Origin of the sequence: Gymnodinialimonas mytili (genome assembly GCF_037544085.1) — a bacterium.
Classification (GTDB): Bacteria; Pseudomonadota; Alphaproteobacteria; order Rhodobacterales; family Rhodobacteraceae; genus Gymnodinialimonas; species Gymnodinialimonas mytili.
Map to the genome: position 1 here is coordinate 1,600,827 of NZ_JBBIFW010000001.1, position 26,052 is coordinate 1,626,878.

General features: G+C 59.6%; 28 protein-coding genes. 13 read left to right on the top strand and 15 right to left on the bottom strand.

Features of this window, described 5'->3' with window-relative positions; all coding sequences use genetic code 11:
* The first annotated feature begins 49 nt into the window (after nt 1–49).
* Genes V8J82_RS07975 through V8J82_RS07985 form a run of 3 tightly spaced genes read left to right on the top strand, consistent with a single transcriptional unit; the run spans nt 50 to nt 2,528 of the window.
* On the top strand, nt 50–472 hold the full coding sequence (locus V8J82_RS07975) for a VOC family protein (RefSeq protein ID WP_339973966.1): 423 nt from the start codon (nt 50–52) through the stop codon (nt 470–472).
* The gene (locus tag V8J82_RS07980; protein WP_339973968.1) at nt 465–1,688 is read left to right on the top strand and encodes a class I SAM-dependent RNA methyltransferase; all 1,224 of its coding nucleotides are present in this window, start codon (nt 465–467) and stop codon (nt 1,686–1,688) included. Before V8J82_RS07975 ends, V8J82_RS07980 begins: the two co-directional genes overlap by 8 nt.
* Nucleotides 1,689–1,706: 18 nt before the next feature.
* Entirely contained in the window at nt 1,707–2,528 is an 822-nt protein-coding gene (locus V8J82_RS07985; RefSeq protein WP_339973970.1) for an ion transporter, read from the top strand.
* 24 nt (nt 2,529–2,552) lie between these two features.
* Here the strand turns inward: V8J82_RS07985 and dxs are convergent, their stop codons facing one another.
* The 6 genes from dxs to V8J82_RS08015 all read right to left on the bottom strand — a co-directional run bounded on the left by dxs (nt 2,553) and on the right by V8J82_RS08015 (nt 7,876).
* Nucleotides 2,553–4,472, bottom strand: a complete 1,920-nt coding sequence (gene dxs, locus V8J82_RS07990; protein ID WP_339973972.1) for a 1-deoxy-D-xylulose-5-phosphate synthase — start codon at nt 4,470–4,472, stop codon at nt 2,553–2,555.
* 18 nt (nt 4,473–4,490) lie between these two features.
* Nucleotides 4,491–5,303 carry a polyprenyl synthetase family protein gene (locus V8J82_RS07995; RefSeq protein ID WP_339974561.1) on the bottom strand — a complete coding sequence of 271 codons (813 nt, stop codon included), beginning with the start codon at nt 5,301–5,303 and terminating at the stop codon, nt 4,491–4,493.
* Nucleotides 5,304–5,360: 57 nt separating this feature from the next.
* Complete coding sequence (locus V8J82_RS08000; RefSeq protein ID WP_339973974.1) at nt 5,361–5,603, bottom strand: exodeoxyribonuclease VII small subunit; 243 nt, start codon at nt 5,601–5,603, stop codon at nt 5,361–5,363.
* Entirely contained in the window at nt 5,600–6,526 is a 927-nt protein-coding gene (locus V8J82_RS08005) for a histone deacetylase family protein (protein WP_339973976.1), read from the bottom strand. Before V8J82_RS08005 ends, V8J82_RS08000 begins: the two co-directional genes overlap by 4 nt.
* A gap of 127 nt (nt 6,527–6,653) precedes the next feature.
* Nucleotides 6,654–7,364, bottom strand: coding sequence for a response regulator (locus V8J82_RS08010; RefSeq protein WP_339973978.1), 711 nt, complete (start codon nt 7,362–7,364; stop codon nt 6,654–6,656).
* Nucleotides 7,361–7,876 (bottom strand): MarR family winged helix-turn-helix transcriptional regulator, encoded by a 516-nt coding sequence (locus V8J82_RS08015; protein WP_339973980.1) that lies wholly within the window; start codon nt 7,874–7,876, stop codon nt 7,361–7,363. Before V8J82_RS08015 ends, V8J82_RS08010 begins: the two co-directional genes overlap by 4 nt.
* A gap of 191 nt (nt 7,877–8,067) precedes the next feature.
* Here V8J82_RS08015 and V8J82_RS08020 point away from each other — a divergent pair, with 191 nt between their 5' ends.
* Complete coding sequence (locus V8J82_RS08020) at nt 8,068–8,937, top strand: branched-chain amino acid aminotransferase (protein WP_339973984.1); 870 nt, start codon at nt 8,068–8,070, stop codon at nt 8,935–8,937.
* Nucleotides 8,938–9,000: 63 nt separating this feature from the next.
* Here the strand turns inward: V8J82_RS08020 and V8J82_RS08025 are convergent, their stop codons facing one another.
* Entirely contained in the window at nt 9,001–9,429 is a 429-nt protein-coding gene (locus V8J82_RS08025; protein WP_339973986.1) for an organic hydroperoxide resistance protein, read from the bottom strand.
* A 107-nt stretch (nt 9,430–9,536) separates the two neighbouring features.
* Between V8J82_RS08025 and V8J82_RS08030 the strand changes: the two genes are divergently transcribed.
* Complete coding sequence (locus V8J82_RS08030) at nt 9,537–9,989, top strand: MarR family winged helix-turn-helix transcriptional regulator (protein WP_339973988.1); 453 nt, start codon at nt 9,537–9,539, stop codon at nt 9,987–9,989.
* A gap of 50 nt (nt 9,990–10,039) precedes the next feature.
* Nucleotides 10,040–10,375 (top strand): DUF2794 domain-containing protein, encoded by a 336-nt coding sequence (locus V8J82_RS08035; protein ID WP_439650049.1) that lies wholly within the window; start codon nt 10,040–10,042, stop codon nt 10,373–10,375.
* Here the strand turns inward: V8J82_RS08035 and V8J82_RS08040 are convergent.
* Genes V8J82_RS08040 through V8J82_RS08050 form a run of 3 tightly spaced genes read right to left on the bottom strand, consistent with a single transcriptional unit; the run spans nt 10,372 to nt 13,046 of the window.
* Entirely contained in the window at nt 10,372–11,211 is an 840-nt protein-coding gene (locus V8J82_RS08040) for a C40 family peptidase (RefSeq protein WP_339973992.1), read from the bottom strand. The genes V8J82_RS08035 and V8J82_RS08040 overlap by 4 nt on opposite strands.
* Nucleotides 11,208–12,581 carry a leucyl aminopeptidase family protein gene (locus V8J82_RS08045; protein WP_339973994.1) on the bottom strand — a complete coding sequence of 458 codons (1,374 nt, stop codon included), beginning with the start codon at nt 12,579–12,581 and terminating at the stop codon, nt 11,208–11,210. Before V8J82_RS08045 ends, V8J82_RS08040 begins: the two co-directional genes overlap by 4 nt.
* Nucleotides 12,582–12,641: 60 nt before the next feature.
* Complete coding sequence (locus V8J82_RS08050) at nt 12,642–13,046, bottom strand: hypothetical protein (protein WP_339973996.1); 405 nt, start codon at nt 13,044–13,046, stop codon at nt 12,642–12,644.
* Nucleotides 13,047–13,211: 165 nt separating this feature from the next.
* Here V8J82_RS08050 and V8J82_RS08055 point away from each other — a divergent pair, with 165 nt between their 5' ends.
* The 4 genes from V8J82_RS08055 to V8J82_RS08070 all read left to right on the top strand — a co-directional run bounded on the left by V8J82_RS08055 (nt 13,212) and on the right by V8J82_RS08070 (nt 15,823).
* On the top strand, nt 13,212–13,862 hold the full coding sequence (locus V8J82_RS08055) for a carbonic anhydrase (RefSeq protein ID WP_339973998.1): 651 nt from the start codon (nt 13,212–13,214) through the stop codon (nt 13,860–13,862).
* 63 nt (nt 13,863–13,925) lie between these two features.
* Nucleotides 13,926–14,906: a sodium-dependent bicarbonate transport family permease gene (locus tag V8J82_RS08060; RefSeq protein WP_339973999.1), complete on the top strand. Its 981-nt coding sequence runs from the start codon at nt 13,926–13,928 to the stop codon at nt 14,904–14,906.
* A gap of 3 nt (nt 14,907–14,909) precedes the next feature.
* A complete protein-coding gene (locus V8J82_RS08065) occupies nt 14,910–15,221 on the top strand; it encodes a P-II family nitrogen regulator (protein ID WP_339974001.1) in 312 nt (103 codons plus the stop codon).
* Nucleotides 15,222–15,289: 68 nt separating this feature from the next.
* Nucleotides 15,290–15,823, top strand: coding sequence for an SRPBCC family protein (locus tag V8J82_RS08070; protein ID WP_339974003.1), 534 nt, complete (start codon nt 15,290–15,292; stop codon nt 15,821–15,823).
* A gap of 15 nt (nt 15,824–15,838) precedes the next feature.
* Here V8J82_RS08070 and V8J82_RS08075 read toward each other — a convergent pair whose 3' ends face one another.
* Both V8J82_RS08075 and V8J82_RS08080 read right to left on the bottom strand, forming a co-directional pair.
* A complete protein-coding gene (locus V8J82_RS08075) occupies nt 15,839–17,512 on the bottom strand; it encodes a DUF4139 domain-containing protein (protein ID WP_339974005.1) in 1,674 nt (557 codons plus the stop codon).
* A 266-nt stretch (nt 17,513–17,778) separates the two neighbouring features.
* Entirely contained in the window at nt 17,779–18,801 is a 1,023-nt protein-coding gene (locus V8J82_RS08080; RefSeq protein WP_339974007.1) for an aspartate-semialdehyde dehydrogenase, read from the bottom strand.
* Between the two features lie 345 nt (nt 18,802–19,146).
* Between V8J82_RS08080 and V8J82_RS08085 the strand changes: the two genes are divergently transcribed.
* On the top strand, nt 19,147–20,439 hold the full coding sequence (locus V8J82_RS08085; RefSeq protein WP_339974009.1) for a DEAD/DEAH box helicase: 1,293 nt from the start codon (nt 19,147–19,149) through the stop codon (nt 20,437–20,439).
* A gap of 6 nt (nt 20,440–20,445) precedes the next feature.
* On the opposite strand, the gene V8J82_RS08090 is transcribed toward V8J82_RS08085, so the two are convergent.
* Nucleotides 20,446–21,633, bottom strand: a complete 1,188-nt coding sequence (locus V8J82_RS08090) for an MFS transporter (RefSeq protein WP_339974011.1) — start codon at nt 21,631–21,633, stop codon at nt 20,446–20,448.
* 171 nt (nt 21,634–21,804) lie between these two features.
* Here V8J82_RS08090 and V8J82_RS08095 point away from each other — a divergent pair, with 171 nt between their 5' ends.
* Complete coding sequence (locus tag V8J82_RS08095) at nt 21,805–22,812, top strand: extracellular solute-binding protein (RefSeq protein ID WP_439650050.1); 1,008 nt, start codon at nt 21,805–21,807, stop codon at nt 22,810–22,812.
* A gap of 33 nt (nt 22,813–22,845) precedes the next feature.
* Here V8J82_RS08095 and V8J82_RS08100 read toward each other — a convergent pair whose 3' ends face one another.
* Together V8J82_RS08100 and V8J82_RS08105 are read right to left on the bottom strand one after the other, a co-directional pair.
* Nucleotides 22,846–24,015, bottom strand: a complete 1,170-nt coding sequence (locus V8J82_RS08100) for an MFS transporter (protein ID WP_339974015.1) — start codon at nt 24,013–24,015, stop codon at nt 22,846–22,848.
* 76 nt (nt 24,016–24,091) lie between these two features.
* On the bottom strand, nt 24,092–25,219 hold the full coding sequence (locus V8J82_RS08105; protein ID WP_339974017.1) for a HupE/UreJ family protein: 1,128 nt from the start codon (nt 25,217–25,219) through the stop codon (nt 24,092–24,094).
* A 14-nt stretch (nt 25,220–25,233) separates the two neighbouring features.
* Between V8J82_RS08105 and V8J82_RS08110 the strand changes: the two genes are divergently transcribed.
* A complete protein-coding gene (locus V8J82_RS08110) occupies nt 25,234–26,040 on the top strand; it encodes a DUF4198 domain-containing protein (protein WP_339974019.1) in 807 nt (268 codons plus the stop codon).
* The last annotated feature ends 12 nt before the right edge of the window (nt 26,041–26,052 follow it).

Consider the following 26,052-nt stretch of genomic DNA (forward strand, 5'->3'; position numbering starts at 1 on the left):
GTGACCGAGGCCCTTGCCCCTGCCCGCCAAACTCGCCAATCCTCGCCCTATGGATTTTGAAACCGTTTCTGCCGATGATTTCGGACGCCACTTGACCGGGATCGGCATCAATATACTGACCCGCGATGTCCGCACCCTGGCCGCGTTTCTGACGAATACGTTCGGTCTTGCTGCCCATCGCCTGTCCGAAGATTTTGCAATCATTCAGCGCGGGAAAGCCCTGTTTCAGCTTCATGCGGATGGAACCTATCACACAAACCCATTGTTACAGTTGATCCCGGAAAACCCACCGCGCGGCGGCGGCGCGCAATTCTACTTGTGTGGGATTGATCCAGATGCCGCCGTGGCCAAGGCTGAAACCTTTGGGCATATGGTCATCGAGCGGCCCGCGGACAAACCCCATGGCTTGCGGGAGGCGACGATCTTGTCACCGGAAGGCTACGCATTTTCTCCGGCAGTTCCCCATGGTTGAGTGCACGATCCAAAGACTGGGGCATCACGGTGACGGCATTGCCGAAGGTCCGATTTATGCGTCGCTGACATTGCCGGGTGAATTGATTAGGGGCGATCGCATCGGTGATCGCATCGCCGACCCACGCATCGTCACGCCATCATCAGACAGAGTGACACCGCCATGCCCGCATTACAGAGCCTGCGGCGGGTGTTCTTTGATGCACGCCTCCGATCCATTTGTCGCCGACTGGAAAACCGAGAGTGTCGCCAAGGCGTTGACCGCCCATGGGATCGAGAGCGAGATCCGCCCGATCCAAACCTCTTCCGCCCGCACACGTCGCCGCGCGACGCTGTCGGGAACGCGCACGAAGAAAGGCGCGCTAGTTGGCTTCCATGCCCATAAATCTGACACAATTGTGCCGATTAGAGACTGTTTTTTGTTGGAAGATCTATTGCTGCGGACCTTGTCAGCGCTGGAACAGATCACCCGTCTCGGCGCATCTCGGTCAGCGACGCTGAGCTTTGCGATGACTTTGACCGAAACTGGGATCGATCTGCGCGTTGATGGCGGCAAACCGCTAGATGGACCGTTGCGCGCTGCCCTGCCGCAATTTGCCGGCACTTTCGCGCGACTGTCCTGGGCGGATGAGCCCGTCTTTGCAGATGGCACACCGTATCTGAGCATTGGCCCCGCTAAAGTCAGCCCGCCCCCTGGCGCGTTCCTGCAAGCGACCGCCGATGGTGAAGCTGCGTTGCAAACCGCCGTGCAGGAGGCGATGGCCGACAGCACGCGCATCGCCGATTTGTTCTGCGGCTTGGGCACCTTTGCATTGCCTTTGGCGCAAAACGTCCCGGTCCATGCTGTCGAAGGCGCGACTGACCTGATCGCCTCGCTGCAAGAGGCGGTAAACCACACGCCCGGGCTGAAACTAGTGACCACGGAAACCCGCGACCTGTTCCGCCGCCCGCTCCTGCCAGATGAGCTTGGAAAATTCGATGGTCTCACCATCGACCCGCCCCGCGCAGGCGCTGAAGCGCAGATGCACGAGATTGCCAAGGCCCCCGTGCCGCGCATCGCCATGGTGTCGTGCAACCCGGTCACCTTCGCACGCGATACCGCCATTCTGATCAAGGGCGGATATGTGCTGGATTGGGTGCAGCCGGTGGATCAATTCCGATGGAGCCCCCATGTGGAACTTGCCGCGCAACTGACGCTCCGCCATATCGGAGCGTAATCGCCCCGAGGGATCCTGATGAGCACCGATACCGCCCCTGATTTCCGCCAAAAACTGGCCGTTTGGCTTGATCAACCGCGCGTGCGCAACGCGATTATCGCGGTGATTATCTTCAACGCAGTCATTCTGGGTCTTGAGACGTCACAACCCATCATGGCGCAGTTCGGCCCCACGATCCTGATGCTCGATACCATCTGCCTAGGTGTGTTCATCGTCGAACTGGCGCTTAAGCTGTTTGCGCTTGGCCCACGCTTTTTCCGGTCGGGATGGAACATCTTCGACTTCATCATCGTCGGCATTGCTTTGGTCCCTGCCGGACAAGGGCTGAGCGTTCTTCGGGCATTGCGGATCCTGCGCGTATTGCGCGTGGTGTCTTCCGTTCCATCGCTTCGCCGGGTGGTCGAGGGGCTGCTCTCGGCGCTTCCAGGCATGGGGTCGGTGTTTCTGCTTATGTCGATCATCTTCTATATCGGCGCAGTGATGGCGACGAAATTGTTCGGTGGCGATTGCCCGGCTTGCACCCCGGATCAGGCGGCGGATTTCGCGGAATGGTTCGGATCTATCGGCCGGTCACTCTATTCCTTGTTCCAGATCATGACATTGGAATCGTGGTCCATGGGCATCGTCCGGCCTGTGCTTGAGGTCTATCCCTACGCCTGGATGTTCTTCGTGCCGTTCATCATGGTGACGACCTTTGCGGTGGTGAACCTGATCGTCGGTCTTGTGGTCAATTCGATGCAGGACGCCCACGCCGAAGAGTCAAACGCTGCGACCGATAAGTATCGCGACGAGGTTTTGGATCGTTTGAAGGCTATCGAAGAGCGGTTGGAGAAACGCTAAGTTCGTAGCGATCCTAGCGATGCCTCAAGCCCGCTGGCTCAGCATCTCGACACCCAGGGTTTCCAGCACTTTCGCCTCGATGTCTTCGGCATTCATCCCCGCCACAGCATACATGTCGCGGGGCGAGGCCTGATCGATGAAGATATCGGGTAAGACCATTGAACGGTATCTCAGCCCGGTATCGAAAATGCCGTTCTCCGCCAATAACTGCGCGACATGAGAGCCGAAGCCGCCCACAGCCCCCTCTTCGACCGTGATGAGCGCTTCGTGGTGCCGGGCCAACTGCAGGATTAGCTCTTCATCCAGAGGTTTGGCAAAGCGTGCATCGGCGATCGTTGGGCTGATCCCGCGCTGAGACAGCGCCTCGGCCGCATCCTGCACCTCTTTCAACCGCGCCCCGAAGCTAAGCAGGGCGACGCGCGACCCCTCAGCAATCATCCGACCCCTGCCGATTTCAAGCGCCGTACCGCGGTCGGGCATATCGACGCCAACACCTTCGCCACGCGGGAACCGAAATGCGCTGGGGCGATCTTCAATCTCTAGAGCGGTGCGAACCATATGGCGCAGTTCCGCCTCATCGGCAGCGGCCATCACCACGAAACCGGGCAGATTCGTCAGATATCCGATGTCATAGCTGCCCGCATGGGTGCAACCATCGGCGCCGACAAGCCCCGCACGATCAATTGCGAACCGCACCGGAAGCCGTTGGATCGCTACATCATGTACCACCTGATCATAGCCACGCTGCAGGAAGGTCGAATAGATCGCGGCGAAGGGTTTCAACCCTCCGGCGGCCATCCCAGCGCAAAACGTCACCGCGTGCTGTTCGGCGATGCCCACATCGAAACAGCGGCTCGGGAACCGCTCGGCAAACAGGTCCAGCCCCGTCCCGTCAGGCATCGCGGCGGTCACAGCGACAACCTTTGGATCATCCGTAGCCTCGGCGATCAGGCTTTGAGCAAACACCTTGGTATAGCTTGGCGCATTGGACGGCGCCTTTTTTTGTTTCCCTGTCGCGATGTCGAACTTCGCCGTGGCGTGGCCGCGATCAGGTTTGTGTTCAGCGTAGCCTTTGCCCTTCTGCGTGATCGCGTGGATCAGGATCGGCCCATCGGCGCGCGTTTTAACGGTGCGCAGGACCGATAGGAGGCTGTCCATATCGTGCCCATCAATCGGCCCGACATAAGAAAACCCAAGCTCTTCAAACATCGTGCCGCCGACCGTCGCGGATTTCAGGATCTCTTTCGCGCGCCGCGCACCTTCCTGAAAAGGTGGCGGCAAAAGCGACACGGCCCCCTTCGCTGCCGCCTTGAACTCCTGGAACGGCGCGCCGGCATAAAGCCGCGACAGGTAGGACGACATCGCACCCGTGGGCGGGGCAATTGACATCTCATTGTCGTTCAGGATCACAATCAATCGCTTGCCCAGATGGCCCGCATTGTTCATTGCTTCAAACGCCATGCCGCCCGACATGGCCCCGTCACCGATTACCGCAATCGCGTCGCCATGGCCGGTGTCACAATCCCCGCCCAGATCGCGTGCAACGGCAAACCCCAAAGCGGCTGAAATACTTGTCGAAGAATGCGCGGCGCCAAAGGGGTCAAACGGCGACTCGCTGCGCTTGGTGAACCCGCTCAGACCCTCCTTCTGGCGGATCGTCAGCATACGCTCCCGCCGTCCAGTCAGGATTTTATGGGGATAGCATTGATGCGACACATCCCAAATCAACTTGTCTCGCGGGGTATCGAAGACCGCATGGAGGGCCACCGTCAACTCCACCACACCAAGACCTGCTCCGAAATGTCCGCCCGTTTGGCTGACGGTCCAAATCATCTCAGCGCGCAATTCGTCGGCCAGAGTACTGAGATCGGAATCGCCTAATCCGTTAAGATCATTCGGCGAATGGATACGGTCCAGCAGGGGAGTGTTTGGGCGCTCGCTCATCTGGCTCGCCTTTCGTCTCTACTTGTCACGCATAATTATGTAATGCGCCAGATCGCGAAGGGTCTGCGCCTTTTCGCCGTAGGGGGCAAGGGCCTCGCAGGCCTCGTTGACCAAATCCTTGGCGCGGGCCTTCGCCTTGGCCAGACCCAGCAGCGATACGAAAGTGGCTTTGCCCGCCTCGGCATCCTTACGCAACGCCTTTCCGGCGGTCACGGCATCACCTTCGACATCCAGCACGTCGTCGGCAATCTGAAAGGCGAGTCCGATGGCCTGCGCATAGGCCCGCAGCGGCAGCGGGTCAGCCTCGCCCAAGATTGCACCGGCACGGGCAGGCCATTCGATCAGGCGCCCGGTTTTGTTTGCCTGAAGCTCGGTGATCTGCACCAGGTTCAGGGGCTTCGTTGCGGTTTCAGCGGCAATATCTTGGGCTTGGCCCAGAACCATCCCCTGCGCACCGGAGGCTCGCGCCAAACTTGCCACCAGGGCGATGCGTTGGTCGGCGGTGCCCGCGGCGGGTCGGCTGAGCAGTTCAAATGCGAAGCTTTGCAAAGCATCGCCCACCAACACAGCGCTGGCCTCGTCCCATTTCATATGAACGGTGGGCTGCCCGCGCCGCAGATCGTCGTCGTCCATGCAGGGCAAGTCATCATGGACGAGGCTGTAGGCATGGAGACACTCCACCGCACCTGCCGCGTAAACTGCCTGGTCCGTTGGCACATCGAACAGGGCGGCGCATTCCAGGGCCAAAAACCCGCGTAGCCGCTTGCCGCCATCGATGGCGTAGCGCATGCCCTGGGCAATCGTATCGTCACCCAACCGGGTCATTTCCATGTCTAGAAAGATCGAAATCCGGCTCTGTGCGCCGGTTAGAGCCGTCTTGAACAAGGTCTACAGACCCTCGGTCGGCGTGGCGCCGGTTGGCTGGCCGTTCGCGTCCAAAGTGATCTGAGCGACCTTTTCTTCGGCCTCTTTCAGCTTGGCTTCGCAGCGCGCCTTTAGCGCGGCGCCGCGTTCATATAGCTTGATGGAATCTTCCAAAGCCACATCGCCGCGGTCCAATTGGCCGACCACCTGCTCCAACTCTCGGATCGCGTCTTCGAAGCTCATCTCTTCAATGGGTTTGTCGCTCATATCCCCTCCTGCCCGTCGGCCAATTCCGCCACATGGGCGGCAACACCGTCGCCCAACCCTTGCAGATCATAGCCGCCTTCCAGTGTCGAGACCACGCGACCGTCGCACAATTCCTCGGCGATCTTGACCAATTCTCGGGTCACCCATGCAAAATCCTCGGCCTCCCAAAGAAGATTGGCGAGAGGGTCACGTGCATGAGCATCGAACCCGGCGGAGATCAGGATCAGTTCGGGTGCGAATTCGCGGAGGCGCGGGAAAACGACGCTTTCATAGCGGGATCGCATCGCCTGCCCATCTGAGCCGGGGGGCAACGGAATGTTCAGGATATTGTCACTGCCGCCGCGTTCCCCCGGCGCCCCCGATCCGGGATAAAGCGGCATCTGATGGGATGAGACAAAAAGCGCGCGCGGCTCGTCCCAGAGCAGATCCTGTGTTCCGTTGCCGTGATGCACGTCGAAATCAACGACAGCGACGCGGCTCAGCCCATGCCGTTCTAATGCGTGACGGGCCGCGATGGCGATATTCCCGAACAGGCAAAAGCCCATCGCACGGCTTTTTTCGGCGTGGTGGCCTGGCGGGCGGGTCGCCACAAACGCGCGCTTCACCTGGCCATTCAGCACCGCATCCACCGCGTGGACACATCCGCCGACCCCGCGTAAAGCGGCCTCCCAGGTGCCCGGCGAAGCGCTGGTATCGGCATCGATCTGCACCATGCCTGCGGTCGGCATCGCATCGCGCATCGCATCTATGTATTCCTGTGGGTGGCAAAGCGCGATGTCCGCCTCGGTGCCCAAAGGCGCCTCGATACGATCAGCCTTGATGTCGGACAGAACTGCGAAAACAGTCTCTAACCGGGCGATCCGTTCCGGATGGCCTTCGGGCATTTCATGGGACAGGCCTGTCGGGTTGTTCACAATCAACATGGGATCAATTCGACCATTTCCTCGTATTATCGGCGTACCGTGCCGATATCAGTGCCAGGGCCACATCGCTAGGCAGATCGCAACCATATGCGGGTGGCGTTGGTCGTGATCCGGGTCCGCCCGCCCTTCAGTCCGGCGCCAGCATATATCCCGCCCCGCGCACGGTTTGCAGATATCGCGGTTGCTTTGGGTTCATCTCGATCTTACGGCGCAAACGCGTGATCTGCACATCAACGGCCCGTTCTTGAACAGGCTCTCCACCGACCTTGTCGCGGTTCAGAAGGCTGACCAGATCCGTCCGGCTCAGCGCTTCGCCCGGCTGATGGGCAAAGATCCGCATCAACGCGGCCTCGGTCGCGGTCAAGCGCACGGCATCAGAACCCTGCCACATCTCACCCCGCTCGATATCGTAATGAATGGGGCCCAGATGAAGCACCTGTGGCACCTCCGCCTCTTCATCGGGCGTTGGCATCCGACGCAGGATCGCATTGATGCGCAGCAACAGCTCTTTCGGCTCAAACGGTTTCGGCAGGTAATCGTCGGCGCCCGCTTCGAGCCCCTGGATCCGATCCTCGGCCTCGCCCTTGGCTGTCAAAAGCAAAATCGGCGTGGTGCTGTCTTCGCGGATTGCGCGGCAAAGGGTCAGCCCATCCTCGCCCGGCATCATCACATCCAGCACGATCATATCGAAGCTGAGTCCACCAAGCAGCTTCCGGGCCTGAATCGCGTCGCGCGCACCGGTTGCCATGAAGCCGTTCCGCATCAGGAATTTCTGCAGCAGGATGCGAATACGTTCATCATCGTCAACGATCAGCAAGTGTGCGCCAATATCGATCATGGCGCCGTCTCCCCACCATTTGCGTAGTGTCGCCGCATATCGGCATCCATCATTTCTTCCAAAACCGCGCGAAAGCCCGCCACAGCCTCTGGCCCTGCATTGCGAAACGCCACGCGCATCCGGTTGCGCTGCGCCTCGGACAAGGAATGTTCCAATTGTTGTCCGGCCTCGGTCAGGAACAGATGCCGTTCGCGTTTGTCGCGTGTACCGACCCGGGCCTCCACAAGGCCATCATCGACCAGCGTCCGCAGCACGCGGTTCAAGCTCTGCTTCGTGACACCCAGGATCGACAGCAGGTTATTGACCGTGGTGCCGGGCGTGCGGTTGATGAAATGAACCGCGCGGTGATGCGCGCGGCCGTACCCTTTCTCATGGAGGATCCGATCCGGATCCGCGGTAAAGCCGCGATAGGCGAAGAACATCGCTTCGATGCCCCGGCGCAATTGCTCGTCTGTGAGAAACAGCAGGGTCTCGCCACGACCCTTGGTGGCGCTTGCACTGCGCTCAGCCATCTTGATGTCCTTCCGTCTCTCCGCTCCACCGGATATCGAGTAGTTTATGTCAGCCTTGTTGACTTTCCAAGAATCAATTGCTAGCCAATCTGACGTTTTGCGCAATTATATGTCCGGTACGGACGTAACTTACGCAACTTTCGAAAAGCAAGAGCCGAGTGGTAGCGGACCTTAGGAGAGAGGATGGGACAATGGCCGGAGCCTATGACGACCGCGATGGAAAGATTTGGATGGACGGCACATTGGTCGATTGGCGCTCGGCGAATGTCCATCTGCTAACCCATGCGATGCACTACGCTTCAAGTGTTTTTGAGGGCGAACGTGCCTATAACGGTAAGATTTTCGAAAGCCGGAAGCATTCCGAACGGCTGCACTACTCAGCCAGCTGCATCGATTTCGAGATCCCCTATACCGTCGATGAAATCGAGGCCGCGAAATACGAGGTGATGAAGGCCAACGGCCTAACCGATGCGTATGTACGCGCGGTTGCCTGGCGCGGCGCAGGGGAAGATATGGGCGTCAGTTCTGCGAAGAACCCCGTCCGGCTTGCGATCGCAGCCTGGGAATGGGGCAGCTATTACGGCGACGCGAAGATGAAGGGCGCCAAGCTGGATATCAGCAAATGGAAGCGCCCTTCGCCCGAGACGATCCCGGTCCACGCCAAAGCGGCGGGTCTCTACATGATCTGCACGACGTCCAAACATGCAGCGGAGGCCAAGGGTTGTTCGGACGCGCTGTTCATGGACTACCGCAATTATGTGGCCGAGGCGACAGGCGCGAACATCTTCTTCGTGAAAGATGGCGAAGTGCACACGCCAGACCCCGATTGCTTCCTGAACGGGATCACCCGGCAGACCGTCATCGGAATGCTGCGGGACAAGCAAATCAAGGTCCACGAGCGCCATATAATGCCCGAGGAACTGGAAAGCTTCGAGCAATGCTGGCTGACCGGGACCGCCGCCGAAGTCACCCCAGTGGGCCAGATCGGCGACTACAATTTCGAGGTCGGCGCAATGACACGGGACATCGCGCAGAGCTATGAGGATCTGGTGCGGGCGTAAGCTGAAACACAATGTACCGCGCGCAGCGACATTTTCACTGCGCGCGGATCAAGTCATCAGGTGTCACACCACGTTCGTGACAACGTCGATATTGCCCTGTGTCGCGTGCGAGTAAGGGCAAATCCCGTGGCCTACCTGCGTCAAGCGCGCTGCATCATCTGCCGAGACGCCAGGCAGAGACACGTTCAAAATCACCTGCAACCCAAACCCCTGGTCCTCGCGCGGGCCGATCCCAACTTGGGCTGTCACGCTGGTCTCTTCTGGCACAGCGGGCAAGGATGCATCCTGAGATTGGGCAAACTTCATCGCTCCGATGTAACACGCGGCATATCCCGCGGCGAAAAGCTGTTCGGGGTTGTTACCCTTTCCGTCGCCGCCCAATTCAACCGGCGGTGCGAGTTTCAGATCGATGCTGCCATCCTCGGTGCGGGCGCGGCCGTCGCGGCCCCCGGTGGCTGTAGCGTGGGCGACGTAGACTGGCTTGATTGACATAAGATATCCTTTTTATCGAAGGCGATTATATCGTGCACGATATATCTATCTGATAACTGCCAATGTCAACCGCTTGCGATTATATCGCGTGCGACTATGTTTGCGCGATGACGGAACCCATTCAAACACCGCAGGACATGATCTGTTTTGCGCTATATTCCGCCCAGCATGCGATGGGCCGCTTGTATCGCCCGCTGCTGGAGCCGCTGGGGCTGACTTACCCGCAATACATCGTTCTTCTTGCACTCGGCGATGGCGCAGCTGTGACGCTGCGCGCTCTTCGCACCGATCTCGGGTTAGAAACCAATACGCTGACACCATTGCTAAAACGCATGGAAGCCAACGGGTTACTTAAGCGCAAACGAAACGCGGAAGACGAAAGAGGACTTCTCGTGACGCTGACGGAGAAAGGTAAAGACCTCCGCGCGCAGGCGATGACCACGCAGGGCTGTATTCTTGAGGCGACCGGCCTGTCCGAGACCGATCTGACCGCCCTTCAGCGGCAGATCACCACCCTCAGAAAACAGCTCGAAAACGCCGGAAACGCGCAACCTGCGTGAGTGTTTCGCTTGACCACTCGGCCCGCCACCCCCACCATCATCCCATGGTCATGCATTTTCAGCCCACCGGGCCGTCCTCCACCCAGAAACAGGTCGCTTTTCATCGGACCGAGCTTGGTCCGATCTTAGGTCTATACGGGCGGATGGTCGCGACGGGAGAGTGGCGGGACTACGGCATCTCACATCTGAGCGATGTTGCCGTTTTCTCGATCTTTCGGCGCACCGCGGAGAATCCGATCTATCGCATCGAAAAACGCCCCAAGCTGCGCGACAAACAGGGTCAATACTCAGTGGTTGGGATGGACGGGCGCATCTTGAAACGCGGGCATGATCTAAAGACTGTCCTACGTGTGCTGGAACGCAAGCTGATCCGCGCCGTCGACTAGCTGAGCGCAACGCGTTTGCGCGACGTGACTTGACCAAATTCCTTGGCCCCAATCCGCGCGACGGCGTCTTCCAGAGGCTCATAGGCCACGGCCATGTGGTGGGCATTGGCGTGCAGAAGCATCGTATCGCTGGACATCATGCCCACGTGACCGTCCCAAAAAATCAAATCCCCGCGTTTCAGCGGGGCATCATCGGGGATCATCTCGCCCATAATCTCTTCCTGTTGGTCGCTGTCGCGGGGGCAAGGCTGCCCGCAGGCAATCAGGCAGGATTGCACAAGGCCGGAGCAATCGATCCCCCAACGGCTGCACCCGCCCCACAGGTAAGGCGTGCCCAGGAACAGATCGGCGATGCCAACCGGGTCGCTGAACCGGGCAGAAATCGGCATCAGATGCTGCGCAGGAATGAAGTGGCCCGTATGGATCCTGCGAAACTCACCCTCTTGATCCGTCACACGGACCTGGCTGGCGAAGAACAGCGACACATCGGGGGCGGATTTGAACTCGGCCCGGGGATAGAGATGCGTGGCAGGCGCCATGACCCAATGGGTCGGCGCCTCGGCCTGGGACAGAATGCTGCTGGGCAGATAGCCGACATAGCCGTCACGTTCCGCCTGCCCAAAGGCAAACCCGTTGATGGAATCCAGAACCAGAAACCGTTCGCCAAACATCAATTGACTGATGCGCGCGCCGTTGGGAGCATCCGTCATATGGGTGATCGGCTGGGCGACCATCATCCATTGGCCCTCGGTATAACGGTCGGCCTCAACCGCGCCCTTCAAGGACGCATGGGCAATTCGTCCGTTTGACGGGGTCGTGCGCGGATCGGCAATCATGGGTGCAAGATCTCGGGCAGGGCATGGAACAGCGCACGGATCCCTTGGCCAACGCCGCCTTTTGGCCGTCCGGGCGCAGCGCTGCGCTGCCACCCATAAACATCGAAGTGAGCAAACCGTGGCACGTTGGCAAAGCGGCGCAAGAACAATGCGGCAGTGATTGAGCCCGCCATGCCGCCAGAGGGTGCATTGTCCAGGTCAGCGATGCCCGGCTCGATCATCGCCTCGTAGGGCTCGTGAAACGGCAGACGCCAGACCGGATCGGCGGTTTGCGCGGCGGCCTGCATCACCGTATCGGCAAAGCTATCATCATCGGTGTAGAACGGCGCAATATCGGGGCCGACAGCGACACGCGCAGCACCGGTCAGCGTCGCCATGCAGATCAGCAGATCCGGTGGCGTCTCACTGGCCAGCGCCAGAGCATCAGCCAGAACCAGCCGCCCTTCGGCATCGGTATTGTTGATCTCGACTGTCAGACCATTTCGGGCCGTGAAAATGTCGCCGGGCCGGAAGGAATTGCCCGCAACATTGTTCTCGACCGCCGGGATCAGCACGCGCAGACGGCACGACAGACCGCTTGCCATGATCATACGCGCCAGCCCCACAACGTTGGCGGCACCACCCATATCCTTCTTCATCAATCCCATCGACGCGCCGGGTTTGAGGTTCAATCCACCGGTATCGAAACACACGCCCTTACCGACCAACGTCACCTTTGGGCCGGTCTCGCCCCACGTCATTTCGACAAGGCGCGGCGTGCGCGCGGCTGCACGGCCAACCGTATGGATCAGCGGGAAATTCTGCGCCAGCAAGTCATCGCCGATGATCGACGCAACCTGCGCGCCGAATTGCGCCGCAAGATCGGCAATCGCGGCTTCAAGCGCGTCGGGCCCCATATCTTCCGCGGGCGTATTGATCAGATCCCGCGTCAGCGCCTCGGATGTTGCAATCTGGGACAGACGCGGGGTGTCGATACCCTCGGGCGCAACGAGACGGGCTTTGGGTTTGGGTTGGTCCCGGTATCGGTCGAAGCGATATTGCGAGAGCAGATAGCCCATCGCAATCTCATCAAGATCCGCGCCGGGTGGCGGCGGATTGACGATCTGAAACAGCGCATCGGGCAGTTTTGCAATGGCAGCGCCCACGGCAAATCGAGTCCGCGCTCGGCCATTGGCCGTGCCGATACCGATCAGCGCACCCGCTCGGCTAGGGAGAACCAGAGATCGCCCCAACTGCCCACGAAAGCCGTTGAACGCCGCCCAATCCGCAAGGTCTTGCGCCATCTCGCCCAAGATGACCTCGGGCGCATCACTATCGACCAGGTAGATTGGAAGGGCTTCGGGCCCGGCATCGGCAAATTGCATCGGCATTTCAGCCCCCTTTTCATCGCGCCGTAGCCTAGCGCGTCGAACGGGGGCCGCAAGGTGGGATCAGCTCGACAGATCTTCCAAATCCCAAACGGCATGAATTGACCGATCGCCGACCCGTTCCAACCGCGCCAGTGTCGCCGCCAATGCCACCAAATTGTTGGTCGCAAAGCTATCCAAGACGCTGCGCGCAACCCGACCCAGTGTGGCCATGCCAATCAATTCGGCATCGGCGACGATGGTGTCGAGGGCGGTCAAGAACGCCTCTTCATCATCCCGCATGGCTGTGCGCAGGGTCGGCAGAAGTTCCGATATTCGATGCAGAGCCAACGCCACTTCGGCTTCGGCACGCACTTCGCCGATCCGATGGCACAGCTCTTCGAGCCGGTCGGGGTTAAACCGCGCCGGTTCCTGTATGTCCAATTCCATAATCGGGGCGCGCACGTCACCCCCGGCCGTCCTAAGCATTGTCTCACTCCAATTTTCGCCCCCACCACAGGGCGCCCATCTCTGGGTGCGGCGACATTTACACTGCGCCATGAACAAACCATTGATTACACGGACCCAAGCACGGCAAATTTGACTGGAATCTGGGGGATTGTCGGCGCCCGGACAGATGGAGGAACACGACAAATGCACCGCGTCAGATCATTGCCGGATTATCTGCTCGACCGCTATCGCGATTGGAAAGATACCGCCTTTCCCGAAAACCGTGATTGGTTTCGAAAGCTCGCCGATGAGGGGCAAAATCCACGTGCCATGGTAATCGCCTGCTGCGACAGCCGGGTGGCCATCAACTCGGTCTTCGGGCAACGGACAGGCGAATTGTTCGTACACCGCAATATCGCCAATCTGGTGCCGCCCTATACGCCGGACGGGGAACATCACGGCACCGCGGCCGCCGTTGAATTTGCCGTCAAGCATCTGAAGGTCGAGCATATCCTGATCATGGGACATTCCCATTGTGGCGGGGTCGCAGGATGCATTTCGATGTGTACAGGCCACGCGCCGGACTTCGACAAGAAAGAAAGCTTCATTGGTCGCTGGTTGGACGTGCTGCGCCCCGGCTTTGCGCGGGTTGAAGATATCACAGACCCTGAGGCACGGCAGACGGCGCTGGAAAAAGAAGGCATCCATGTGAGCCTTGAAAACTTGCTGAGCTATCCGTTTGTGAAAGCCGCTGTCGATGCCGGAACACTGAGCCTGCATGGTCTATGGGCCGATATCGCCGATATGGATCTGGAAACCTTTGATGGTCAGTTGCGCCATTTTCAACGCACCTGACTTGCATGCGGCCCATACGGGTCCTAAACGGCGCAGACCGGCCTAAGATCGGAGGACCACCCCATGGAGGGTATGCTGGCGCTGGCCGCAGACAATCTTTTGTCACCCATCATCCTGTTCTTTGCCCTTGGCGTTGCCGCCGCCTTTGCGCGCTCGGATCTGTCGATCCCGGAGGCTGTCGCAAAGGGCATGTCGATCTATCTGCTGTTTGCCATCGGCTTCAAGGGCGGGGCGAGCGTTGCGGATCACGGAATTGATGCGACGCTGGTCCTATCGCTTTTTGCAGGGCTGATCCTCTCCTTCGCCATCCCGATCCTGGCCTTTGCGCTGTTGCGTGTGATGACGGGGCTATCGGTGACCGATGCGGCCGCGGTTGCAGGGCATTATGGATCAATTTCGATTGTGACATTCGTGGCTGCGACCTCTGTCGCGACGGCCAGCGGGCTCACGACCGAGGGCTATATGGTGGCTGTGGCTGCTGTGATGGAAGCCCCGGCGATCCTATCAGCGCTGTGGCTGATCGCCCGCTTTGACAAAGGCGCCGCACAGATGGACGGCACACTGATCCGCGAGATCCTGTTGAATGGATCGATCGTGCTGCTGGTCGGCTCGTTCCTGATCGGTTGCATCACGGGCGCCGAGGGATTGGATCTGATCGCCCCGTTCATCGTCACGCCATTCCAGGGTGTGTTGTGCCTGTTCTTGCTGGATATGGGATTGGTCGCAGGCCGCGGGTTGCGCGAGGCGCGTGGTGTACTGAAACCGGGACTGTTCCTGTTTGGCGTGTTGATGCCCGTGATAGGAAGCTCTCTTGGCTTGGTTGCAGGTTTGTTGTTGGGGCTTAGTACCGGTGGCGTGATGCTGTTTATGACGCTCAGCGCCTCGGCCTCCTACATCGCTGTGCCAGCGGCCATGCGCGTCGCCCTGCCCGAAGCGAACCCGTCAATCTACCTGACGCTGTCGCTTGGCGTGACGTTCCCATTCAATCTAACGCTTGGCATCCCGCTTTATCTGGCGGTCGCCACGGCCTTGACCGGAGGATAGAGCATGCAGACCCACCAAGCCAAACGCGTGGCCGTGATCATCGAAGCCGTCATGCAATCGCGCCTGACCGACGCAATGGAAGACGCCGGCGTGACCGGTTATTCGATCCTGCCTGTGCTCGCGGGCGGAGGACGCTCTGGCCGTTGGACTCGCGAAGGCCAAGTAGGGCGCGGGCAGGGTATGGTTCAGGTTATCTGCATCATCTCACCCGATAAGCTGGATGATCTGTTGAACAAAGCGTTCGCCGTTGTTGAAAGCCATATCGGGGTCATCACGGTTAGTGATTGTGAGGTTTTGCGCGCAGAACGCTTCTAGCGTGGCCTAGGTGCGGCGCGCGTCCCTATGGTAGGATAACCGGCAAAGAAGATATGCCGGAGGATCCCATGCGCTTATTTAGCAATCTCCTGATCACATTGGTCGGCCTTGCTATCGGCCTGGTGGTGACGGGCTTTTTTCTACCGCAATATCAGGTGGTAGAGCGTCAAATTCTAATCGAAGCAGAACCGGCGGACATCTTCCCGCATGTCGCATCGCTTCAGGCCTTCGCGGAGTGGTCCCCGTGGGCCGATTTCGACCCGGACATGCAGGTCACCTATTCCGGACCGGTCACTGGAATTGGCAATGCGATGGAATGGACATCCGAGCATCCAAATGTTGGCAATGGACGGCAAGAAATTGTTGAAGTCATTGAAAATGAACTTGTTCTTACCGCTTTGGATTTTGGCGATATGGGCACGGCGGATGCGTGGTGGCGGCTTGAACCGGAAAGCGAAACCGTCACCCGCGTGACATGGGGCCTCAACGCCAATATGGGTCAAGGCCCCGTGGGCCGCTGGTTCGGACTGTTCATGGATGGCATGGTCGGCCCCGATTATGAACGGGGCCTGACGAGATTGCAAAACAGCGTGGAGGAATAGGCCCAGCTTTGGCGCCTATGGCCGCCACGTCAGGATCTGACCTTCGGGGAATTCAAACGACACATCCATATCAATCATCACGTCTTCCCTGGGCGAGACGTCCAAATCCCAGGCATGGACACCGCGCGCATCATCCACGTTCTCTTCTGTCGGACGCGGGCTGAGGCTCAGATCCAAATCCAGATCCTCTTGCTCGGCGAAGGGTGTCGCATAAAGCACCCGCACGGTTTCTGGCTCGGTTCCGGTGTTTTCCACACCAAAACTGATCTGCCGGTTTTGCGTGGTTGAGGTCGTAAAGATGCCACGATCCCCTTCGGCCAGAGACCGGTCGATCCAGGTCAATTGCAGATGATCCAACGCACCAAACGCCATTTCGGTCTCGGCGCCCGCCGCGATCAGGGGGACGAAACCTTCGCCGAGCAAGGCGCCGTCGCGATAAAAGCGCGCCTGCCCAGGCAGGATCGGCTCGCCGGTCGTATTGTCGCCCATTGCAACCAAGAACGCTGTGTCATCCCAGCGCGGAACAGCTCGGTTCTCCGTCTCGACCGACAATTCCAACGTATCGAAGTTCAGCAAGGCTTGACCATCGGCGCCGATGGTCACGGGGCGCGGATAGTCGTAGGTCACGGACAGGCCGTCAAAACTGGCCACGACAGCGCTTTCTTCGATTGCAGTAGGCTCCGCCATCGGAGCGCCCAGGGGTTGTGACGGAGGTACAAGGGCATCGGCTTGTCGCAAACCGCCCAAAGATGCGTAGCCATCCTGTGCCTGCGGCCGTGGCGGTTCAATCCGCGCAGGGATCGAGGACAGCTCGGTAGGCGCGCGGTCTCGGAAAGGATCCGAGGTCGAAAAAGTCACCGCGACGTCTTTCCACCGCGCCGCGCCAAAGGTTTGCAACGTGACATAGCGGTCGATTTCCAGGATATCCGTCTGGGTGTTCAACGCCAGCTCATAGCTTGGCTGCCAAGCCGCGTTGTGGGTGAAGTAAGACAGCTCGATCTGCGCCTCCGTCTCTGCTACGGCAGTCACGTCAATGGCAAAAACCCCGACCTGCAATCCGATGGGTGACAGATCCTGCAGGGCACGTGTGGTGTCTGCAACTGCCCGCTGCGCATCGGTCACAGCCTCTGATAGATCGCGGCGCGCGACCTCGGCCTCTAGCAATTCATCGGCCAGGCGCGCACTTTCGGCGCCAAGCGTGGCAAGGAATTGTGGGACGAGAGCGGGATCTTCCGGCATCGCCACACCGCTATCGCCTCCGCGCAGGATTGCGGCAATATAACCTTGCTGGGTTTCAATCGATCGGATGCGTGTGTTGGCCTCGGTCAACGCATCTTGCGCGGCTTGCGCGTCATCTTCGGCGGCCTCCAACGCGGCCCGCGCGGTCGCTTGCTCTGCATCATCCAAGGCGCCTTCGGCCACGGGATGGTTGAAGACACGCTGCGGCAGACCAAGCGTAACACCGTCGGATGCCGTGATTTGGGGCAATTGTGCTGCGTCCAGATCGGGCATCGCAATCAGCAAGCGATGCTGCCCGGCAGGGATGGTGACAGCACCGGAGCGGATGACATCGGCGCCTTGCCCAAACACGACGGCCTCGGTCAGCTCGGCCCGGATCAACAGGTCGTCAGCCTGGGCTATAAGTGGAAAGGTCGCACTCAATGCTGTCGTCAAAAAAATGCGTTTCATCATCGAAAAGGGTCCTTGAATTCTGGGTTGGCCGCAATCTCTGCACCGGATCCAGCGCGAACAAGGGCAGATTTCCGGCGCTTTGTGACCGCAGCATTATTCCTTTGACGCAGGGCCTGCCCCAATCCTTGGGTTCGATGTGAAATAATGTCCGTTATGCGCAACGGGGCCGCGCCGACATGGCCGAAGGCCATCCGGCGCGCTCGGCCCAACACCCGCAGACCGTAGGTCGAGGGGGGCGGGAGCGCCCCGCCGCCCTGGAAAGCCTATGCTTTTTTTAGGACCCGATTGCCCAGCGTCTCGGCGATCTGCACGGCGTTCAACGCCGCACCTTTGCGCAAATTGTCTGACACGCACCATAGGTTCAGGCCGTTCTCAATGGTCACATCCTGCCGGATACGGCTGACGAATGTGGCAAAATCACCCGCGCATTCCACCGGCGTCGCGTAACCGCCATCCTCGCGCTTATCGATGACCATGATGCCCGGTGCCTCCCGCAGGATATCGCGCGCCTCGTCCTCGTCCAGGAAATCCTCGGTTTCGATGTTGATGGACTCGGAATGTCCGACAAAGACAGGCACCCGCACACAGGTCGCCGTGACCTTGATGGCCGGGTCGATGATCTTCTTCGTCTCGGCGACCATTTTCCATTCCTCTTTCGTGTCGCCGCTATCCATGAACACATCGATATGCGGGATCACGTTAAACGCGATCTGCTTGGGATAGACGGACGGCTCAACCTCCTGACCCGGCACATACATACCCTTGGTCTGGTTCCAAAGCTCATCCATCGCGTCTTTGCCCGACCCGCTGACGGATTGATAAGTCGACACGACCACCCGCTTGATCCGCGCCCGGTCATGCAGCGGCTTCAATGCAACGACCATCTGCGCAGTCGAACAATTCGGGTTCGCGATGATGTTCTTCTTCGCGTAATCGTCGACCGCCTCTGGGTTCACCTCCGGCACAACCAGCGGAATGTCGGGGTCGTAGCGATAGAGCGACGAGTTATCGATCACCACGCAACCCGCCTTGGCCGCTTTGGGCGCGTATTGCTTGGTCGCATCAGACCCGATCGCAAACAGCGCGATGTCCCAGCCGGTGAAGTCGAACGTGTCCAAATCCTTCGTCGTCAGGGTTTGATCCCCAAAGCTGCATTCCGTGCCCAGCGACCGGCGCGACGCCAGCGCCACGATCTCATCGATGGGAAACTGGCGCTCGGCCAGGATGTTAAGCATTTCGCGGCCCACATTGCCGGTGGCGCCCGCGACGACGACTTTATAGCCCATTCTCTTCATCCTTTGGTTGGATGCTGGCGCACATAAGCCAAGCCTCGGCCCAAGGAAAGGGGGCGCATGGACACAAGTTTTGAAAGGGGTCATCACGGTCGCCTATGGCGCTTTCCCTTGACATGCGGCCTTGCGCGCTCCAAGTGCTTCATAGCGATGCTGCACTGCCGCGTGAGCAGACGCCCATTCCAGGGCCCTCAGCATTGATGACATTCCCCCCGGATCCCCATCACGCAGGGTTCTTGACGATCGACGGAGTCGCCGTCTGGTCGCGCCCTCGCTCAGCCGCTTTGTAAGCGGCCCCTTGGTCTGCGCTTGATCGGCGTGGACCTGAAAGGACATGATTTGTTTGACTTTGATATGCTTGGTTTGAAGCCGACGCTCGCCAAGACCTTGAAAACCGCGGGGTTCACCGAACCCACTCCGATCCAGAACCAAGCCATCCCCCTGGCCTTGGACGGTCACGACATTCTGGGCCTCGCCCAGACCGGCACCGGCAAAACGCTGGCGTTCGGCCTTCCACTGCTGGAACATCTTCTAGGGCTCCACGGTAAGCCAGAGCCAAAGACAGCCCGTGCGCTAATTTTGGCCCCGACCCGCGAATTGGTGAACCAGATCGCCGATAGCCTGCGCGTGTTCACCCAGAACAGCCCGGTCAAAGTGGCCACCGTTGTGGGCGGGCAAAGCATCGGGCGTCAGATCAGCACCTTGTCCCGCGGCACCGATATTCTGGTCGCCACGCCTGGCCGTTTGATCGACCTGATGGATCGCGGCGCCATCGATCTAAGCTCGACCCGCCATCTGGTGTTGGACGAGGCCGACCAGATGCTTGACCTGGGCTTCATCCACGCATTGCGCCGGATTGCGCCGGAATTGGGCACACCACGTCAGACCATGTTGTTCTCGGCCACGATGCCGAAACAGATGGAGGAATTGTCGAAATCCTACCTGACGAACCCCAAGCGGGTTCAGGTCTCTCCGCCCGGGAAAGCGGCGGACAAAGTCACGCAGAGCGTTCATTTCCTACCCAAACCCGCAAAAGGCGCAAAACTGCGCGAAATCCTGTCGCAAGACCCTGACGCGCTGGTTCTGGTCTTCGGGCGCACCAAACACGGCTGTGAGAAGCTGATGAAAGGACTTGTTGCTGACGGATTTAACGCCGCTTCGATCCACGGAAACAAATCCCAGGGTCAGCGTGACCGTGCGATCAAAGCCTTCCGCGAGGGAAGTGTAAAAATTCTGGTGGCAACCGATGTGGCCGCCCGTGGGATCGACATTCCCGGCGTGGCCTATGTGATCAACTACGAATTGCCTGATACGCCAGACAATTACGTACATCGCATTGGTCGCACCGCACGCGCAGGCCGCGAAGGCGAAGCGATTGCGTTCTGCTCGGCGGAAGAGGTCGATCTGTTGAAGCAGATCGAAAAGCTGATGAAAATCAGCATTCCGGTGGCAAGTGGAACGCGGCCCGATCCGGTCAAGGTCGAGAAACCCCAAAGGGGTGCGCGGCGTCGGCCCCAAGGCTCTGCCAAGCGGAAGCCTCAAGGCAGTGGCGGCAAGACCAATGCCGCTGCAGGCGCCGGGAATGGTCAGCCGCGCAAACCCCGCCGCAACCGGCGGCGCCGCGCGGCCTGAGCCAGGCTATCCCTCACGATAGCGCGGCCCGTCTTGGGCCGCGCTATAGGCGATCAACCCGAGCAGGATGGCGGCTGCAATCGCCGCGAATAGCAGGCCATAGGCATCCTCGGTGCCGACAAGCTGCGCGAACCGCGCATGGGCGGGGCCCGATGCAAATTGCATCACCCCTGCGCCCCCCATTCCAAACATGTTCAACAAGGTCACGCCCCGCCCTGTCAGATGTGGTGGCAGAAATGCGCGCCCATGGGACATGACCGCGGGATAAGACGCGCCACACACCCCAATCACTGCAAAGATTACAATAGTCGCCGTGATCTGCCCCGGCGGAGCCAGGAACAATGCAAGGCACATCAAAGCCACCGCAGCATTGCCAATCAGAATCGGCCATTTCAGACTGCCGAAGATGCGATCGATTGGACCATAAAGGAAGTTGCCCAAAACCATGGACAAGCCCATGACCAGCGTTGCGACGCCAATCTGATCCAAGCTCGCACCAAAGCGATCATCGATATAGGGGCTGATCCATAAACCCCGAATGCCCGCGACAGGCGCATAGCAGATGAACATGCCCGCAAGGATCGGCCAAAGGGCGCGGATCCGAAGAAGCTCGGCGAAAGAGCCCTTTGCCTCACCGGCGGGTTTTTGCGGGTTACGGACACAAAGTACGATCCCAATCGCGATCAATGCCGTGAAGGCGGATGTCGCCCACAGGGTCTCGCGCCACCCAAAGGCCTCTATCGTCGCAGCAAGGGGCGCTGCCGATAAAAGGTTGCCGAAGGAACTGACACCAACGGTTACCCCGGCCAAGGTGCCAAAGACAGCCGCTGAGAACACCCGCGCGAAGATATAATAGCTCGCCATCAGAACCGGTGCGCACCCGATACCGATCAAGGCCATGCCAAGCGCAATTCCGACAGGCCCTTGCGCCATGGCCATCACGACCACACCACCAACAGCGCCAAAGCTGAACAGAATCGACACCGTGCGCCTAGGCCCCCAGGTGTCCAGCGCCCAGCCCACTGGCAATTGCATCACTGCAAAGCTGATGAACCAGATGCCAGATGCGAAGGATAGATCCGAGGTGCTAAGCCCTAGTTCCTCTCGGAGCAAAGGTGCCAAAACCGCCAAATAGGCCCGAAAAAACTGGCTTAGGCAGTATGCGATCACCAGAAATGCCAAACCTACCCGCATTCGTGCCTCCTCCATGGCCTGGCGCACCCTGACTATTCCGCGCCACAACGTCCATCGCCTATTAACCCGATAGTTTTTGTCGGAAATCTCTTGACCAGCCGCGCGGAGTCGGCTTCAAGGCCTCTGACTATTTTAGTCGGGTAAATCAGGGAGCCTTCTATGACTCGCATCATGACCGCCCTTTTGGGCACCACCATTGCCGTTTCGGCCGCCACCGCGGCACAGGCGCAAGAGCTGAACCTTTATTCCTCGCGCCACTACGATACCGACGAGCGTCTGTACTCGGACTTCACCGACGCCACCGGCATCACAATCAACCGGATCGAAGGCAATGCGGATGAGCTGATCGCGCGGATGGAAGCCGAAGGCGCCAACAGCCCCGCCGACGTGTTCCTGACCGTCGATACCAGCCGTTTGCAGCGCGCCGCCGATTTGGGCCTGCTGCAGCCGGTCGAAAGCGATGTTCTGGCTGAACGCATCCCTGAAAACCTGCGCGACGACGATAATCTGTGGTTCGGCTTTAGCCAGCGCGCACGGATCATCTTCTACGATACCGCCGATGTGGAAACGCCGCCGCAGACCTATGTGGATCTGGCCGATCCCGCCTATGAGGGTATGGTGTGTCACCGGTCCTCGACCAACGTTTACTCGCAAACGCTGTTGAGCGCCGTGATCGAAAACTTCGGCGAAGAGTCCGCCCGTGAATGGGCCGCTGGCGTGGTGAACAACTTCGCGCGTGATCCGCAAGGCGGTGATACCGACCAGCTGCGCGGTCTGGTATCGGGTGAATGCGATATCGCAATCTCGAACACCTACTACTTCGCGCGGGCCATCCGCACCGAGGTTGACGGCCTGCCCGAAGATGCGCGCGCGAATATCGGCTGGGTCTTCCCCGACCAAGGCGGAAATGGCGCCCATGTGAACCTATCAGGCGGCGGTGTTGCTGCAAATGCTCCGAATGCCGAGGCTGCGGTGGCCTTTATGGAATACCTCGCCTCTGACCAGGCGCAGCAATATTTCAGTGCGGGCAATGACGAATACCCCGTTGTCGAAGGGGTCGAGATTGCGCCATCCGTACAGGAGCTGGGCGAATTCGAAGGCGACGATGTCGACCTGGCAGCTGTGGCAGAAAACGTGCCGCTGGCCCAAGAGATCTTTAACGAAGTGGGTTGGGAATAAGCCTAGCCCGATCCCGATCACGGACGGGCGCCTTTAACCGGGCGCCCGTTCGCGTTGAAGTCGTTGTGTCCACATCATCACCGGGATCAACGCGAGGCTCAGCGCAAAGCACCACAGCCCCATCGCGACACCTTGATCTGGAAAACTGACACCGCGGTCGATGAACCAACCGGTGATCCCTGGCCCGATCGCTGTCGAAAACACCATGATCGCCGTCGCGATGGACCGGACGGAGCCCAAATGGTTGGTGCCGAAGAGGCCAGGCAGCAACGTGCCTGCAATCGTCGCAGAGATGCCGTTTGTCACCCCCACCAGGAACAAAGCCACCGACCAGCCCACCGGCGTTTCAGCGGGCGCCATGAGAAACATGCCGATGCCTTCGGGGATCAGCACAATCGGCAGCAAACGCACTGGGCCAAAGCGGTCCGACAGAAATCCGGCAACAAAGCCCATCCCCACGCTTGCCGCCGCATAGGCCGCGTAGCTGGGCGCCATGGCAGGTAAGCTCCAGCCTTTCACCTCTGCTACGTGGACGGCGTGAAAGAATATGACTGTGCCGATAAAGCCGGGTGTCAGCAGCAGCGGAACGAGGGCATAGAACAGCGGATGGCGCAGCACTTCGGACCGGGTCCAATGCCGCCCCTGCAGGCCAGGAGCGCCACGCCCACCATCCAAGCCCGTCGGCGACCGGTCCTGCGCCAACAGCCACAAAAGAGCCGGGATAAGGGCCAGAACGATCAGCCCGGCAGCAAGGCCCCAAGTTCCTCGCCATCCGATCCAGGCGATGATGCCGACCGTCACCGCCGGCAATAAAGCCTCACCAATCGGGTAGCCCAAATTGGTGATCGCCATGGCCCGCCCACGGGTCGCCACAAACCATCGCGCCATGGCAGTGGCTTTCATATGGGTCATCATTCCTTGCCCGCAGAAGCGCAGCAGAAAGACCGCGATCAACAAGGTCCATAGGTTTTGTCCTAGCGCCATCAGCATAGCGGCCCCGGCCAGCATGATAGCGACAATCGGGGCAAGGCGTGACAAAGGTACCGTATCGGCTCGCCCGCCGAAGACGATCAGTAAGACCGCCGAACTGATTGTGGCCAGGGTATAGATCCCGCCCCATTGACCATCGGTCAGACGATAGGCTGTGCGGATCTCGCCTGCGAAGAGTGAGATGAAATAGGTCTGACCAAAGGAAGAGCCCAAGGCGAGCAAAAGCCCTGTGGCAAGCCAACGGGCATTCTGACGAAGGAACCTCAAGCGGTTGCGCGGCGGGGACCGGTCACAGCAAGGTCCGTTCCACCACCCAGAAAGCGCCAATCGCTGCAATCACCAGCGAAGCGGGGATGGCAATGGCTTTGCGATACCATTCTTTGGTCATAAACCATCCGACCAGCGCGAATGCGATGGCGATCACGGCCAACTGACCGAACTCCACACCGATATTGAAGCCGATCAGAGCCACGGCAAAGCGGTCCGATGCGATACCGTAATCCCCCAACACGCTGGCAAAGCCCAAGCCATGCAGGAGCCCGAAGGCAAAGACGAGCAACGTTCGCCCGCGGATATTGCCCCAACCCAGCGTATTCTCGACCCCGACATAGACGATCGTCGCGGCAATCAACGGCTCCACAATACTGGCGGGGACGCTGACCACCCCGGTCGACGCCAGGGCCAGCGTGATCGTATGGGCAACCGTAAACGCGGTGACCTGCCATAGAAGCGGACCGAAGCGTGTGGCAAAAAAGAACAGGCCAAGGACGAACAGGATATGATCAAGGCCCAATGGAATGATGTGTTCAAACCCCGCGCCGACATAGCGCAGAAAGACCGGCCAGGCGCCTTCGGTCAGAGCCTCACCGCGGGGCAATTCAGGGGTCAGGCTACCGCCATCCAAAAACCCTTCATAGGCATTCTCGCCTCCACCGATCTGCCGAGGCACGAAAGTGCCGAATTGCGGGGCGAGACCCACGCGCACGCCAGCGTCACCCTCCGGCAGCGTCGCTGTGACCGTCAGAAGGGAGTCGCGGGGCAGTTCGATATCGCCGATGTTTGGGATCTGAAGCGCGCCGATCTCGGGGCTCAACCGCTCTCCATCGACCTCGATCAGAAACCCCTCGCTGATCCGCGGCCATGCATCTCGAAACGCCTGTTCAAGGGCAGCGGGCTCCATCGCCCTCAATCGGTCATAGATCGCAGCCTCGGGGGCGTCGTTGGTATCGTCCACAAGGCTTAGATCAACCCCGGAGATCAAAGCCTCCAGCGTGGTGCGCAGCGACATTGTCATCTCCGCCTCGCCGATTTCGATATCGGCGATGGTCGGACGGATTTCATGGGCTGCAGCTGGTAAAACCGTGAAGAGAAGTGCAATTGACAACAGCGCGGGCCGCAACATCGTTAACCTACCCATCGGAAGGACCTTTTATGAAATCCGTGTATCTGGCCGCGACATTTGCGCTAATCGTTCTAACAGGCAAGGGCATCGCCCATGAATTCTGGATCGATCCCGAGGATTACACCTTGGCCGCGGGTGAGCCGTTGCTGGGTGACCTACGGGTCGGTCAGGACTTCTCGGGCGCGGCGTTAAGCTACCTGCCGCGCAACTTCGAAACCTTCGATGTGATCGCCGACGGAGAAGCTCTGCCGGTGGATGGCCGATTGGGCGATGTACCGGCATTGAACGTCGCAGAACTGCCCGCAGGTTTGGCCGTGGTCGTGCACCAAACCGCCGGACAGACCATTACCTGGTCGGAATGGGAGCGGTTCTTGAACTTCGCCAATCACAAGGATCTGGGCGATGTCACCGCGATGCATGTCGACCGCGAGCTGAGTCAGGACGACGTCACCGAGGACTATATCCGCTACGCCAAATCGCTGGTTGCAATCGAATACGGGACTGGCGCTGACAGGCGTGTTGGCCTGCGTGCGGAACTTGTGGCGCTGACCAACCCCTATATGGGTGAAACAGGCGACGGGATGCGCATGGAGCTTTGGTATGATGGCGCATTGCAGCCCGATTATCAGGTTGAACTGTTTGCCGAAGATGACGATGGCGACGTCGAGATAACGCTGCACCGCACCGATGGCGACGGAATCGTTACGCTGCCGGTGGAGCCGGGAATTACCTACATGGCCGATGCCGTGTTTCTTGAGCCGGTTGAGCCCAGCACGGAGGGCGGCGCAATTTGGGTCACCCACTGGGCGAATATGACCTTCGCGGTCCCCGAGTGACCTTGTAGCCCA